We start from the raw sequence: 14,817 nt of genomic DNA, 5'->3' as shown, positions 1-14,817 counted from the left end.
AAATGAATCCTGGCAGGTGAAGTCACACTTCCCTGCCGCCGAATATTTTTACCTCGTCTTGCAGTCGAAGTATAGACCCTTCATTTTATCTGGTTGTTTCAAAAATCGTGAACCATCCCCCAGAACGTTAGACAGACGCCATAAACTGCTCACGAAACGTCCGGCAAACTTGTGTCTTTGCACGATGAGACACGCTCACTCCCTGAATATACTTTCCCTCGGCATCAAAAAAACCGCAGATTCAGCACCACAAAAAATACTGCGGATGGGCCGATACCTCATTCTGATACCCTACAAGTGCAGAGTGGATCATAGCCAAAAGCTATAATTCAGGAGTGCAACATGAATTCAATTAGCCAGACGGCGAGCGTGGCCGAGAAAAGAACCAACGCTCGCTATTGGATAGTCGTCATGCTCTTTATCGTCACCTCGTTTAACTATGGTGACCGCGCCACGTTATCTATTGCCGGTTCGGAAATGGCAAAAGATATCGGCCTCGACCCTATCGGCATGGGGTATGTGTTTTCCGCGTTTTCCTGGGCATACGTTATAGGGCAAATCCCCGGCGGCTGGTTGCTTGATAAATTCGGCTCAAAACGCGTCTATTTCTGGTCCATCTTTATCTGGTCGATGTTTACCTTGCTGCAAGGTTTCGTCGATATCTTTAATGGTTTTGGCATCATCATCGCGCTGTTCACTCTGCGCTTCCTGGTGGGTTTGGCCGAAGCACCTTCCTTCCCCGGTAACAGCCGAATCGTCGCAGCGTGGTTCCCGGCACAGGAACGCGGCACGGCGGTCTCGATTTTTAACTCCGCACAGTATTTCGCCACCGTTATCTTCGCGCCAATCATGGGTTGGTTGACGCACGAAGTTGGCTGGTCACACGTGTTCTTCTTTATGGGCGGCCTGGGCATCATCATCAGCTTCGTCTGGCTCAAAGTGATTCATGAGCCGAACAACCATCCAGGCGTAAACCAAAAAGAACTGGAGTACATCGAAGCGGGCGGTGCGCTGATCAACATGGATCAGAAGAAGCCTAAAGAACATATCCCAATGGCGCAGAAGTGGGGCCAGATCAAACAGTTGATCGGATCACGCATGATGGTTGGGATCTATATCGGGCAGTACTGCATCAACGCCTTAACCTACTTCTTTATTACCTGGTTCCCGGTGTATCTGGTGCAGGAAAAGGGCATGTCGATTCTGAAAGCCGGTTTTGTTGCCTCAGTACCGGCTGTGTGTGGATTCGTGGGTGGCGTGCTCGGCGGGGTCATTTCTGACTGGTTGATGCGCCGCACCGGTTCGTTAAACATCGCCCGTAAAACGCCAATCGTGCTCGGGATGTTGCTCTCAGTCAGCATGGTGTTCTGTAACTATGTTGAGTCCGAAATGATGGTTGTCGGCTTTATGGCGATGGCATTCTTCGGCAAAGGTATCGGTGCGCTTGGCTGGGCGGTGATGGCTGATACCGCGCCGAAAGAAATCAGCGGTTTGAGCGGCGGCCTGTTTAACATGTTCGGCAACGTTTCTGGCATCGTGACGCCAATCGCTATCGGCTACATCGTCGGCACATCCGGGTCGTTTAACGGCGCACTGATTTACGTTGGCGTTCATGCGATTGTCGCGGTGCTGAGTTACCTGGTGATTGTCGGCGATATCAAACGTGTCGAACTCAAACCTGTCACTGCGGGGCAATCATCATGAATACTCAGGCAAGCCCGATGATTAAGGATATGAAAGTCATTCCGGTGGCGGGCCATGACAGCATGTTGCTCAACATTGGCGGCGCGCACGGTGCCTTTTTCACGCGCAACATTGTTGTTCTGACCGATAACGCCGGGCATACCGGTGTGGGCGAAGCGCCCGGTGGTGAAGTGATTTATCAGACGCTGCTCGACGCGATCCCGCATGTCGTCGGTCAGGAAATTGCGCGCATGAATCGCGTGGTGCAGAACGTTCACAAAGGTAATCAGTCGGCGGACTTCGATACCTTCGGCAAAGGTGCGTGGACTTTCGAGCTGCGCGTGAATGCGGTGGCGGCTCTTGAGGCGGCATTGCTTGATTTGCTCGGCAAAGCGCTGAACGTTCCGGTTTGCGAATTGTTAGGGCCGGGCAAACAGCGCGATGAAGTCACCGTTTTAGGATATTTGTTTTACATCGGCGATCGTAACAAAACCGATTTGCCGTATCTGGATGGCAAAAATGCGCGTCACGACTGGTATGAACTACGCCACCAGCAGGCGCTGAACAGCGAGTCTATTGTGCGTCTCGCCGAAGCCGCGCAAGACCGTTATGGCTTCAAAGACTTCAAACTTAAAGGCGGAGTGTTACCAGGCGAGCAGGAGCTTGAAGCCGCACGCCAGCTGAAAAAACGCTTCCCGGACGCACGAATAACCGTAGATCCGAACGGCGCATGGCTGCTCGATGAAGCTATCGCGTTGTGCAAAGGCATGGGTGATGTGCTGACGTATGCCGAAGACCCCTGCGGCGCGGAACAAGGTTATTCCGGCCGGGAAGTGATGGCGGAATTCCGCCGCGCGACGGGCTTACCGGTGGCGACCAATATGATTGCCACCAACTGGCGCGAAATGAGCCATGCCATCATGCTTAATGCAGTGGATATACCGCTTGCAGACCCGCATTTCTGGACGCTCAGCGGTGCGGTTCGCGTGGCGCAGATGTGCGACGAATGGGGGCTAACGTGGGGCTGTCACTCCAATAATCATTTCGATATTTCACTGGCGATGTTCACCCATGTGGGTGCTGCGGCACCGGGCAAACCGACCGCCATCGACACGCACTGGATTTGGCAGGAAGGCGATCAGCGCCTGACTCAATCACCGCTGCAAATAGTCAACGGTAAAATCGCGGTGCCGGAAGCACCTGGCCTTGGCGTGGAACTTGACTGGGAACAGGTGCAAAAAGCCCATGAGGTGTATAAATCCCTTCCGGGCGGCTCGCGTAACGATGCAACGGCCATGCAATATCTGGTGCCGGGCTGGAAGTTCGATCGCAAACGTCCGGCATTTGGCCGCAATTAATTCATCTTGACGACAAGGAACGAATAACATGACAACTTCTACACCGATAGTCACCGCGATGCAGGTTATTCCCGTTGCGGGTCACGACAGTATGTTGATGAACCTGAGTGGCGCACACTCGCCTTTCTTCACCCGTAATATCGTGATTATCAAAGACAACTCCGGCCACACTGGCGTGGGTGAAATTCCAGGCGGAGAAAAGATCCGTCAGACTTTGGAAGAAGCATCGCAATTGGTGATTGGCAAAACGCTCGGTGAATACAAAAATATCCTGAACCTGGTGCGTGCCGAATTTGCCGACCGCGATTCCGGCGGCCGGGGTTTGCAGACCTTTGATTTGCGCACCACCATTCATGTTGTGACCGGCATTGAATCGGCCATGCTGGATTTGCTCGGCCAACATCTGGGCGTAAACGTGGCCTCTTTACTGGGCGATGGGCAGCAACGCAGCGAAGTCGAAATGCTGGGTTATCTGTTCTTTGTGGGCAACCGCAAACAGACTCCGTTGCCTTATCAGAGCCAGCCCGATGAGAAATGCGACTGGTATCGCATTCGCCATGACGAAGCCATGACACCGGATGCGGTCGTGCGCCTGGCAGAAGCGGCTTACGAGAAATACGGTTTTAACGATTTCAAACTCAAAGGCGGCGTATTAGCCGGGAGCGAAGAGGCCGAAGCGGTGACGGCGCTGGCAAAACGTTTCCCACAAGCCCGCGTGACGCTAGATCCGAATGGTGCCTGGTCGCTGGATGAAGCGATTAGCATCGGTAAGCAACTGCGCGGCGTTCTGGCCTATGCGGAAGATCCGTGTGGCGCGGAACAAGGTTATTCAGGTCGTGAAATTATGGCGGAATTCCGCCGTGCCACAGGCTTGCCAACGGCGACCAATATGATTGCCACCGACTGGCGACAAATGGGCCACACGCTTTCTCTGCAATCGGTCGATATCCCACTGGCTGACCCACATTTCTGGACCATGCAAGGCTCGGTGCGCGTCGCACAAATGTGCCATGAGTTTGGCCTGACCTGGGGTTCGCATTCTAATAACCACTTCGACATTTCTTTGGCGATGTTCACCCATGTTGCCGCTGCAGCGCCCGGCAAAGTCACCGCTATCGACACTCACTGGATCTGGCAGGAAGGCAACCAGCGCCTGACTAAGCAGCCATTTGAAATTAAAGGCGGCATGGTGCAAGTCCCTAAAACACCGGGCCTTGGCGTTGAACTGGATATGGATCAAGTGATGAAAGCGCATGAGCTTTACCAGCAACATGGGCTTGGCGCGCGCGATGACGCCATGGCGATGCAGTACCTGATTCCAGAATGGACGTTTAATAATAAGCGCCCTTGCATGGTTCGTTAGGCTATACAAAACCTTCTGAAACCGCGTAGGTCGGATACGCGTTGCGACATCCGACATTAAATGGACGGCATATGAAAATTGTCATCGCACCAGATTCTTACAAAGAGAGCCTCAGTGCTCTCGAGGTGGCGACACAGATTGAAGCCGGGTTTCGGGAGGTGTTCCCCAATGCCCATTATGTGAAATTGCCCGTCGCTGATGGAGGTGAGGGCACCGTAGAAGCGATGGTTGCTGCAACAAACGGTGAAATCATTGAGGTGAATGTCACCGGGCCGTTGGGCGACCCGATTCAGGCGTTTTATGGAATTTCAGGCGACCAGCAGCAAGCCTTTATCGAAATGGCGGCGGCGAGTGGCCTGGAGCAAGTGCCAACCGCATTACGCAACCCGCTCAACACCACATCATGGGGAACGGGCGAGCTAATACGCTGTGCGTTGGATAGCGGTGTAAAAAGCATTTTAATTGGGATTGGCGGCAGTGCGACCAACGACGGCGGCATTGGTATGGTGCAGGCGCTGGGGGCGCGTTTGCTCGACAGCGACGGCGAGCCGCTGGGACTGGGCGGCCGGGAAGTTGCGCGACTGGCGTCCATCGATATTTCCGGGCTGGATAAACGGTTGCAGGATTGTCGCATTGAAGTCGCGTGTGATGTCACTAATCTGCTCACCGGTAATGAAGGGGCTTCGGCAGTATTTGGCCCACAAAAAGGCGCGACGCCTGAGATTGTCCGCGAGCTTGATCAGGCGCTGGAACACTATGCAAAAATCATTTCCCGCGACCTCAATATTGATGTGCTGGAGCTGTCAGGCGGCGGTGCTGCGGGTGGTATGGGCGCTGCACTTTATGCGTTCTGTCATGCGCAGTTGCGCCAGGGCATTGAGATAGTCACCGAAGCGTTAAAACTCGATGAAATAGTGCGTGATGCTGACCTGGTGATTACCGGAGAAGGGCGCATCGACAGCCAGTCAATCCACGGAAAAGTGCCGATTGGCGTGGCGAAAATAGCCAGGCGCTACAATATTCCCGTCATTGGGATTGCCGGGAGTTTAACGGCGGATGTCGGCGTGGTGCATGAACATGGTCTGGATGCGGTATTTAGTGTGCTGTATAGCATTTGCACGCTGGAAGATGCGCTGAAAAATGCCGGGGAAAACTTGCGAATGGCTTCACGCAATATCGCCGCCACCCTGGCAATAGGCGGTGGATGTCGCTTCAAAAGTTAAGGCGGGGGCGCTGCGCTTGCCCGCCCTACGAAAGGCTTCCTGGTCGGATAAGCGGAAGCGTCATCCGACATTAAATTAGCTGAGCATCCGCTGGGCTTCTTTCGAAACGTTATTCATTTCATCAAGCAACTCAAGAAGCTCAGGCTCCAGGTCTTCGGGCTTCACCCCACAGCGCAACTCATGCTCCAACTGGCGGCACAAGCTTTTCAACTTTGGTACGCCGCTGTAGCTGCAACTGCCGTGAAGCTTATGAATGATATCCACTAACCCTTCCGGGTTTTCCCCTACCAATTGCTCCTCAACTTTGTTACGAACTTCAGGCAGGAAAGCCAATAGCATTTGCAGCATGTCACGCGCCAGATCCGGCTTATTCGCCGCCTGTTGCAACGCAAGCGCCCAGTCCAGCGTCTGGTTTTGCGGGCTGCTTGGTAAGGTTGTTTCAACGTTCGTCACTGAGGCTGGAGCGGTAATCGCTCCCGGCTGATAGCGCATCAGCAGGCTATACAATTTTTTCTCTTCGATAGGTTTGGCGAGATAGTCGTTCATCCCGGCACTTAACAATTTCTCTTTTTGCCCTGCCATGGCGTGTGCGGTGACGGCGATAACCGGAGTTTGCTGGTGGTGTGGCATTTGGCGAATCAGTTCACAGGCACGTATACCGTCCATTTCCGGCATCTGAATATCCATCAAAATAATGTCTATCTGCATCTGCTTCGCACGTTCAATCGCTTGTGCCCCGCTGCCACACAGTTCGACACTCTGAACATGATCGTCAAGCAACGCGCCAATCAACTTAAGGTTTGCCGGGTTGTCATCCACGGCCATTACCGTCAGCGGTAATTTTTTATTCTCAAGGCTATCGACGAGTGCAGGATTCGCATTAAAAGTGTGTTCGGCCAGTAACGGCAGCAAACGTGTCGAGGTAACAGGCTTCAGCAAGCAACCAGCAACGCCCTCTTTTTTCAGAGATTCTGCATCGACCTGGCAATGGCTTGGTAGCGCCAGAATCAGGCAGTCGGTCATGGTGACGGCTTTCGCCAGTTTTGGATTGGCAATGGAAAGGGAATCGCGGAACGCCACCGGCAAACCAAACAACATGATATCGTAGTGCGCCTCGGCGAGAGTCATAAACGTCGGGCTGTAAATCACCTCAAGCGGCGTATTCGCCAGAATATTGAGCGTGCTTTGCGCGGCAGTGGCATTTTGCTCGATATACGCAATGCGCTTACCTGCGAGGTTTTCGGTGGAGTAACCGTCCAGAACCGCGTTGGAATTGAGATCCAGGTTGATGTAGAACCAGAAGGTAGAGCCTTGATTTGGCTGGCTATGGAATGAAATATCGCCACCCATTTCGCTCACCAGTTTCTGCGTAATCACTAACCCAAGGCCGGTGCCGCCGTGGCGACGTGAAATACTCGCATCCGCCTGACGAAACGCCTGGAATAAACGCGACTGTTCCTGCTCGGGAATACCGATGCCGGTGTCGTGAATACGCATTTCTACCTGGACTTTATTGTTGCCCTGCGAGCGTTTTTCGACCACCAGATCGATATTGCCGCTTTCGGTAAATTTAATCGCATTCCCCACCAGATTCGTCACCACCTGCTGCAAACGCAGCGGGTCACCAATCACGTTATCCGGTACATCATTCTTAATGTGGAGCGTCAGTTCCAGACCTTTGTCATGTGCCGAATGCGCCAGTAAAGTCACCACTTCGTCGAGCGTATTGCGCAGCGGGAAAGGAATACTTTCGAGGATCAATTTGCCCGCTTCCAGCTTCGAGAAGTCCAGCACGTCGTTGATAATCGTCAGTAAGTTATTCGCTGAACGTTCAATGGTATGCAAGTGATCGCGCTGCGTAGCGTTCAGATCGGTTTTCAGCGTCAGACGGGTAAAACCAATCACGCCATTTAACGGGGTGCGCAGTTCGTGAGACATATTCGCGAGGAATTCAGACTTAATACGTGCCGCTTCCTGAGCGCGTTTCTTCGCCAAATCCAGCTCCACGTTCTGGATTTCCATCTGCTCCAGCGTTTCGCGCAAGTCAGATGTCGCCTGGTCAATATTGTGCTGCATCTCTTCGTGATAAGCGGTTAGCGACATCGCCATCGAATTGATACCATTTTTCAGCATATCTAATTCGCCGAGCATAAAACCTTCCACCCGGCTGTCGAGCTGCCCGCGTCTGATTCGGTCAACGGTATTCACCATATTGCGAATCGGGCCGGTGACATCGCGCATCAGGCGATAAGCAAACAGCATGGCGATACCGACGCAGAACAACATCATCAGCGTCGAGATAAAAATTTCCCGGTATTGCTGCAAACGTACGGATTTCAGATCAAGTTCAATCGCGACATAGCCGAGCGTGTTTCCTGCTGGCTTGGCGTCAGTGACTTCTGATTCGTCGGGGGAATAGCTCTCAGAAATAATCGGCGTGCGCAGGATAATGGAATCGCCATAGCGCGTGATGCTCAAGCTGTGCGGCGGTTTTTCGTTGTTTGGCAACTTGAGTGCGGACGCATTGAGCTGATAATTAGAGGTGACAAACAGTTTATTGTTTTCATCGAAAACCGAAATTGCCCGCACAATATCAGAATGGCGGCGGTGCAGAACGCTGACCAACTGGCGAATCGACTCGCGGCTGTGGAAGCTCATACCGTATTCGCTCGCAACCGCCAGCGGCTCGATTATATTGGCGCCGGAATCTTCTAACTGACGCTGCAAGTCATTGTAACGATGGACGACAAAAAAGATGCTGAGCAATAAACCGATCATTAATGTCGGCGCCAGAATCAGGATCATCATGCGTGCGCGCAGGCTGTAGTTGGTCATGGGGTTCCGATATGGGACAATTGAAGCAATAGTTAATATTTTGAGAGAGCATTCTGGCTCATGGCGCAATTCTACTCTGCAAAGCGACGGGTTACGACTCGTCAGATCATAACCGTGACGGTTAACGACCTTGACCCGTTTGGCCAAGGCGTCGCACGCCACAACGGTAAGGCGCTTTTTATCCAGGGCGCACTGCCTGGTGAACAGGTCGACATTACCATTACTGAAGATAAACGTAACTTTGCTCAAGCTAAAGTTAAGCGGCGTTTAAACGATAGCCCGCAACGTGCGACACCGCGTTGTCCGCATTTTGGTGTCTGTGGCGGCTGCCAGCAGCAACACGCCAGCATCGAACTGCAACAACAAGCCAAATCCAGGGCGCTGGCCCGCATGATGGGCAAGCGTGAAAACCCGGCGGTGGTGGACGAAATAATTTCTGGAACACCATGGGGTTATCGTCGTCGTGCGCGTTTGGGGTTGAATTACCTGGCGAAAACACAGACGTTGCAAATGGGGTTTCGTAAATCTCAGGACAGTGAACTGGTGAATATCCAGCGTTGCCCGGTTTTGGTGCCCCAGCTTGAAGCGCTGCTAGAACCTTTGCACGAATGTTTAGCCAGTTTAAAAGCCGTTCGCCGTTTAGGGCATGTTGAATTGGTTCATGCCGATAATGGCCCGTTGATGGTGCTGCGTCATTTAGATGCTCTGAATGATGATGACAGGCAAAAACTGGAACGCTTTTCGCATTCTCATGGCGTCGATCTGTTTTTCGCGCCTGACAGTGAGACACTCACGGCCCTGGGTGATGTTCAGCCCAGCTATCATTCAGACGGACTACGCTTAACGTTCAGTCCGCGTGATTTCATTCAGGTGAATGATGGCGTGAATCAGCAAATGGTGGCGCGTGCTATTGAATGGCTGGATATTAAGCCAACTGACCGCGTGCTGGATCTGTTCTGTGGAATGGGAAACTTTACGCTCCCGCTTGCCACGCGCGCTGAAAGTGTCGTTGGAGTGGAAGGCGTTGCTGCGCTGGTGGCAAAAGCTGAATATAATGCAGAATGTAATTCGCTGAAAAATGTCACATTCTTCCATGAAAACCTGGAAGATGACGTGACTCGTCAGCCCTGGGCTGCCCAGGGTTTTGACAAAATATTGCTCGACCCCGCACGCGCGGGTGCGCCGGGTGTCATGCAGCATGTGATTTCACTTGCGCCAACGCGAGTGGTCTATGTTTCATGTAATCCGACCACGCTTGCCCGCGATAGCGAGGCATTGCTGGCTGCAGGCTACCAACTGCGCCAACTTGCAATGCTGGATATGTTCCCGCACACAGGGCACCTGGAGTCAATGGCGCTGTTTGAGCGGTTAGATCAGGTCGAGTGATTTGATACATACCCGATAAAGTTCAAGGCGTAGGGTATACACCGAAGAGGATGGACAATGGTTGCGGTAAGAAGTGCACATCTCAATAAAGCTGGCGAATTTGCGCCCGACAGATGGATTGCGAGCCTCGGGATCACTAACCAGCAGTCATGTGAACGCTTAGCCGAAACCTGGCGGTATTGCGAGCAACAGACGAAAGGCCACCCGAACGCAGAGCTGCTGTTGTGGCGCGGCGTCGAGATGGTGGAAATTCTGTCGATGTTGAGCATGGACAACGACACCCTACGCGCCGCTTTGCTGTTCCCGCTGGCAGATGCAGGCGTCGTGACCGAAGAAGTGATGCGCGAAAGCATTGATAACCAGGTTGTGACGCTGATTCATGGTGTGCGCGACATGGCGGCTATTCGCCAACTGAAAGCGGCCCACACTGATTCCGTTTCTGCTGAACAAGTCGATAACGTTCGCCGCATGTTGCTGGCGATGGTCGATGATTTCCGCTGCGTGGTCATCAAACTTGCCGAACGCATCGCGCACCTTCGTGAAGTGAAGGACGCGCCGGAAGACGAACGCGTCCTGGCGGCAAAAGAGTGTACCAATATTTATGCACCACTCGCCAACCGCCTCGGTATCGGCCAGCTCAAGTGGGAACTGGAAGATTACTGCTTCCGTTACCTGCATCCTGATGAATACAAACGTATCGCCAAATTGCTGCACGAGCGTCGAATAGATCGTGAGCATTACATCGACGAATTCGTTAGTGCGCTGCGTAAGTCGATGAAAGAAGAGGGTGTGAAGGCTGAAGTGTATGGCCGTCCGAAACACATCTACAGCATCTGGCGCAAGATGCAGAAGAAATCCCTCGCCTTTGACGAGTTGTTTGATGTGCGTGCGGTGCGAGTGGTGGCTGAACGTTTGCAGGATTGCTACGCTGCGCTCGGTATCGTGCACACGCATTACCGCCACATGCCTGACGAGTTCGATGATTACGTTGCCAACCCAAAACCGAACGGTTATCAGTCGATTCATACCGTGGTGTTGGGGCCAAACGGCAAAACTATTGAAATTCAGATCCGTACTAAGCAGATGCATGAAGAGTCGGAACTGGGTGTGGCGGCGCACTGGAAATACAAAGAAGGCAATGCCAAGAGCGGAAGTTCAGGTCATGAAGATCGCATCGCGTGGCTGCGTAAACTGATCGCCTGGCAAGAAGAAATGGCGGACTCCGGCGAGTTGCTGGACGAAGTGCGCAGTCAGGTATTCGACGACCGCGTGTATGTGTTTACGCCGAAAGGCGACGTGGTTGATTTACCGGCAGGCTCTACGCCGCTGGACTTTGCCTACCATATTCATAGCGATGTCGGGCATCGTTGCATTGGCGCGAAAATCGGTGGGCGCATCGTGCCGTTTACCTATCAGTTGCAAATGGGCGATCAAATTGAAGTCATCACTCAGAAGCAGCCGAACCCAAGCCGTGACTGGTTAAATCCGAACCTCGGGTACATCACTACCAGTCGTGGGCGTGCCAAAATCCACAACTGGTTCCGTAAACAAGATCGCGATAAAAACATTCTGGCCGGGCGTCAGATCCTCGATGATGAAATTGAGCATCTGGGTATCAGTCTGAAAGAAGCCGAAAAGTCATTACTGCCGCGCTACAACTTCAATGACATTGAAGAATTACTGGCGGCCATTGGCGGCGGGGATATTCGTCTTAACCAGATGAGTAACTACCTGCAAGCGCAGTTTAATAAGCCAACGGCGGCTGAACAGGATGAGCAAGCCCTACGCCAGCTGGAGAAGAAATCCTACACGCCACAATCGCGCAGCAAAGATAATGGACGCGTGGTGGTGGAAGGTGTTGGCAACCTGATGCACCACATCGCACGTTGCTGCCAGCCGATTCCGGGTGATGAGATTGTTGGTTTTATCACTCAGGGGCGCGGTATTTCCATACACCGGGCCGACTGCGACCAGCTTGCGGAACTGCAATCCCACGCACCAGAACGTATCGTTGATGCGGTGTGGGGCGAAAGCTACTCCAGCGGTTATTCGCTGGTGGTGCGTGTTACCGCCAATGACCGCAGCGGCTTGTTGCGCGATATCACAACCATTCTGGCGAATGAAAAAGTGAACGTATTGGGCGTTGCGAGCCGCAGCGACACAAAACAGCAACTGGCGACCATTGATATGAATATCGAAATCTACAACCTGCAAGTGCTGGGCCGGGTATTGGGCAAACTGAATCAGGTGCCTGATATTATCGACGCCAGGCGCTTGCACGGCTGATAGAGTTTTAATATTGCAGCGGAAGTATTTCCGCTGCTTATTTCAAATGCTTAATCATATATGTTTATGCCGTTGTTTTTCCTTATGAGCTGAGTAAAGTATATTCTTCGTGTTCATTTAAAGGATTAGCCATGGCACATTCTATTTATATGAGTCTGACAGGAAATAAACAGGGTCTTATTTCACAAGGTTGTTCATCGATAGAGTCGATTGGTAACAGATGCCAGTTATCTCATGCCGATCAAATTCAACTTCTTTCATTCAAACATCATATTCTTTGCGACAAAAATGTTAACCACCTCCCTGTCACATTGATAAAAGCCATTGATAAAGCGACACCGTTACTGGGCGTCGCAATATCTAATCAGGAAGAATTAACACTCGTTATCGATTTTTATCGCACGGCTTCAGATGGACGGCAGGAAAAATATTTCACCATAAAAATTAATCGTGCAGTAATTGTTGAGATGTTCATTGATTACCCACACTCAGTAACGCAAAGTGAGGTTCAGCCTGAGGAGGTTATTTCGCTGCGCTATAACGATATTACCTGGGAACACCATGCGGCTGGAACTTGCGGGTATAGTTTCTGGGAAGATCGCGTATGACAGATGCGAGATTTCCCTCTGAAATTGAAAACAGTTTTTCCTTTCAGACATTACACCGATTATCGTTACAGCTTAAGAATTTGGGTGAGCATGTGGCGCGAAATTACCTGCGACAGTCGTATATAAAACGCAGCTTCCTGGCAGAGGTTCAACAGTTAATATCACAGAGTGAAACGGCTTTTGTCGAGGGCCGAATAAGTTTGAATGCTGCGACTTATGTATTGCAGCAAGAGTATAATTACCTTAAAAAATCCAGTGACGACCTCTTTGCTCAACGAGTGCAGCAATGGATCATTATTGAAGCTGAAAAGGAGGCTGAAACTGAGCGTAATGGTTGGAAGACATTAGTTATTAAACAAATCGGTTTTGTGGGTGGGGGAACACAAATTATAGCGGGATATGGTGCTTGTGCGGGGACGTTAGGGCTAGGTTGTGCAGCGTTTGGAGGAACTCTTATTGCCCACGGTACAAATAATATGTATGAAAATGGATATTATTTGTTATATCGAAAAGAAAAAGTCGGTTATGTGAAACAAGTTTATCAGATCGTCGCAAAAGAAGCGGGGTTTACTGAAAAACAGGGCGAAAATGCTTTTGCTGTGGTTGACCTTGGGTTATCTGTAAATGGTTTACTTACCAAAGTGAACAAACCAGAAGCGTGGCGATTATTCCGATATATGAACCAAGATAAAATTTATGCTTTCAAAAAAATGACACCGTCCGAACTAACGATTGAAATCTCCTCAGATAGTGCAACGATAGCTGGCTTAGAAAAGGAATAATGATGGAGGATGTTTTTTTTCTGTTTTTGTATCTCATTACTTCGGTTGTGTTTGTTGTGATACAGGGGATGTGTTTCGTTTATGCTGTGAAATTTAATACTTCATTATTTGTGGTTGTGTATGTGATCTCTGTCATGATTCTTGGTGGCACGCAATTCCATATTTTGAAATATGGAACATTCCCCTATGGTTTACTATCAAATCTGAACATATATTTAAATGACGACTGGATTATGTATATCTCAACTTTTTTTGTATGGATTCATGGCATGATTCTTCCTCTTTTTTTTAACATTTTGACTCAACCTAAAAAAACGTGGAAAGAGTAATTTCATTGAAACTCGACCTCAGTTTTTGCTATAGATAGCCACAAATTTGACAAAAAATAGAGCCGATATGTCCTCTCAAATTACCCGCCTACTGGGCATTATGAAGCGCCTGCGTGACCCGGAAACAGGCTGTCCATGGGACCGTGAGCAAACCTTCACTACCATCGCACCTTACACGCTGGAAGAAACCTACGAAGTGCTTGATGCCATCAACCGCGAAGATTTTGACGATTTACGCGGTGAGCTGGGTGATTTGCTGTTCCAGGTCGTGTTTTACGCGCAAATGGCGCAGGAAGAAGGGCGCTTTGATTTCGACGATATCTGCAAAGCTATCAGCGACAAACTCGAACGCCGCCACCCGCACATTTTTGCCGACGGCACAGCCGGAAACAGTGCCGAAGTGTTAGAGCGTTGGGAACAAATCAAAAGTGATGAGCGTGCGGAAAAAGCGCAGCATTCGGCGTTAGACGATATTCCTCACGCATTACCTGCATTGATGCGCGCGCATAAAATCCAGAAACGTTGTTCGACGGTGGGTTTTGACTGGACCACGCTTGGCCCAGTTTTAGACAAAGTCTATGAAGAAATCGACGAAGTGATGCATGAGGCAAAGCAAGCCGTCGTTGATGAAGCAAAACTGGAAGAAGAAGTCGGCGATTTATTGTTCGCTACCGTCAATTTAGCACGCCATTTAGGCACCAAAGCTGAGACGGCATTACAAAAAGCCAACCTGAAGTTTGAGCGTCGTTTCCGCGAAGTGGAAAGGATTATTGCCGACAGGGGGCTGACAATGACCGGAGTTGACCTGGAAATCATGGAACAGGTCTGGCAGCAGGTTAAACGCCAGGAAACTGAAATTTAAAGCGTTTTTGTGGTCAAGCGCTTTTTATGGCAATTCCAATTTAACAAGCGCTTGATTTACGTCAAAAACATTTATGCCAAACGGGCTATTTTCATTGCCCTG

Annotated in this window: 10 protein-coding genes; 9 read left to right on the top strand and 1 reads right to left on the bottom strand. The window is 50.9% G+C overall.

Annotation, left to right across the window (positions count from 1 at the left end):
• Window positions 1-342 precede the first annotated feature (342 nt).
• The 4 genes from M2371_RS11430 to M2371_RS11415 all read left to right on the top strand — a co-directional run bounded on the left by M2371_RS11430 (window position 343) and on the right by M2371_RS11415 (window position 5,627).
• Complete coding sequence (locus M2371_RS11430; protein ID WP_172893381.1) at window positions 343-1,704, top strand: MFS transporter; 1,362 nt, start codon at window positions 343-345, stop codon at window positions 1,702-1,704.
• A complete protein-coding gene (locus tag M2371_RS11425; RefSeq protein WP_259267756.1) occupies window positions 1,701-3,041 on the top strand; it encodes a glucarate dehydratase family protein in 1,341 nt (446 codons plus the stop codon). The genes M2371_RS11430 and M2371_RS11425 overlap by 4 nt, the downstream gene beginning before the upstream one ends.
• A 28-nt stretch (window positions 3,042-3,069) precedes the next feature.
• Complete coding sequence (gudD, locus tag M2371_RS11420) at window positions 3,070-4,404, top strand: glucarate dehydratase (protein ID WP_259267755.1); 1,335 nt, start codon at window positions 3,070-3,072, stop codon at window positions 4,402-4,404.
• A 71-nt stretch (window positions 4,405-4,475) separates the two neighbouring features.
• Window positions 4,476-5,627, top strand: coding sequence for a glycerate kinase (locus M2371_RS11415; protein ID WP_259267754.1), 1,152 nt, complete (start codon window positions 4,476-4,478; stop codon window positions 5,625-5,627).
• Window positions 5,628-5,702: 75 nt separating this feature from the next.
• On the opposite strand, the gene barA is transcribed toward M2371_RS11415, so the two are convergent.
• Window positions 5,703-8,462, bottom strand: a complete 2,760-nt coding sequence (gene barA / locus M2371_RS11410) for a two-component sensor histidine kinase BarA (protein WP_259267753.1) — start codon at window positions 8,460-8,462, stop codon at window positions 5,703-5,705.
• 60 nt (window positions 8,463-8,522) lie between these two features.
• Here barA and rlmD point away from each other — a divergent pair, with 60 nt between their 5' ends.
• From rlmD to mazG, 5 genes are all read left to right on the top strand, one after another.
• On the top strand, window positions 8,523-9,848 hold the full coding sequence (gene rlmD / locus M2371_RS11405; RefSeq protein WP_259267752.1) for a 23S rRNA (uracil(1939)-C(5))-methyltransferase RlmD: 1,326 nt from the start codon (window positions 8,523-8,525) through the stop codon (window positions 9,846-9,848).
• 57 nt (window positions 9,849-9,905) lie between these two features.
• On the top strand, window positions 9,906-12,134 hold the full coding sequence (gene relA / locus M2371_RS11400; protein ID WP_034497996.1) for a GTP diphosphokinase: 2,229 nt from the start codon (window positions 9,906-9,908) through the stop codon (window positions 12,132-12,134).
• Window positions 12,135-12,265: 131 nt separating this feature from the next.
• Window positions 12,266-12,742, top strand: a complete 477-nt coding sequence (locus M2371_RS11395; protein ID WP_259267751.1) for an Hcp family type VI secretion system effector — start codon at window positions 12,266-12,268, stop codon at window positions 12,740-12,742.
• A complete protein-coding gene (locus tag M2371_RS11390; RefSeq protein ID WP_259267750.1) occupies window positions 12,739-13,524 on the top strand; it encodes a DUF4225 domain-containing protein in 786 nt (261 codons plus the stop codon). Before M2371_RS11395 ends, M2371_RS11390 begins: the two co-directional genes overlap by 4 nt.
• Before the next feature lie 396 nt (window positions 13,525-13,920).
• Window positions 13,921-14,715, top strand: coding sequence for a nucleoside triphosphate pyrophosphohydrolase (mazG, locus tag M2371_RS11385; RefSeq protein WP_172893388.1), 795 nt, complete (start codon window positions 13,921-13,923; stop codon window positions 14,713-14,715).
• The last annotated feature ends 102 nt before the right edge of the window (window positions 14,716-14,817 follow it).

This window comes from Buttiauxella sp. BIGb0471 (assembly GCF_024807715.1).
GTDB classification, from domain to species: Bacteria; Pseudomonadota; Gammaproteobacteria; order Enterobacterales; family Enterobacteriaceae; genus Buttiauxella; species Buttiauxella agrestis.
Note: the sequence above shows the minus strand (reverse complement) of the source record. Positions and strands in the feature narration are given on the sequence as shown.

Coding starts and splice junctions, on each gene's coding strand:
- barA (WP_259267753.1), bottom strand. CDS start 8,462: ATGACCAACTACAGCCTGCGCGCACGCATGATGATCCTGATTCTGGCG.
- mazG (WP_172893388.1), top strand. CDS start 13,921: ATGTCCTCTCAAATTACCCGCCTACTGGGCATTATGAAGCGCCTGCGT.
- M2371_RS11430 (WP_172893381.1), top strand. CDS start 343: ATGAATTCAATTAGCCAGACGGCGAGCGTGGCCGAGAAAAGAACCAAC.
- rlmD (WP_259267752.1), top strand. CDS start 8,523: ATGGCGCAATTCTACTCTGCAAAGCGACGGGTTACGACTCGTCAGATC.
- M2371_RS11425 (WP_259267756.1), top strand. CDS start 1,701: ATGAATACTCAGGCAAGCCCGATGATTAAGGATATGAAAGTCATTCCG.
- relA (WP_034497996.1), top strand. CDS start 9,906: ATGGTTGCGGTAAGAAGTGCACATCTCAATAAAGCTGGCGAATTTGCG.
- gudD (WP_259267755.1), top strand. CDS start 3,070: ATGACAACTTCTACACCGATAGTCACCGCGATGCAGGTTATTCCCGTT.
- M2371_RS11395 (WP_259267751.1), top strand. CDS start 12,266: ATGGCACATTCTATTTATATGAGTCTGACAGGAAATAAACAGGGTCTT.
- M2371_RS11415 (WP_259267754.1), top strand. CDS start 4,476: ATGAAAATTGTCATCGCACCAGATTCTTACAAAGAGAGCCTCAGTGCT.
- M2371_RS11390 (WP_259267750.1), top strand. CDS start 12,739: ATGACAGATGCGAGATTTCCCTCTGAAATTGAAAACAGTTTTTCCTTT.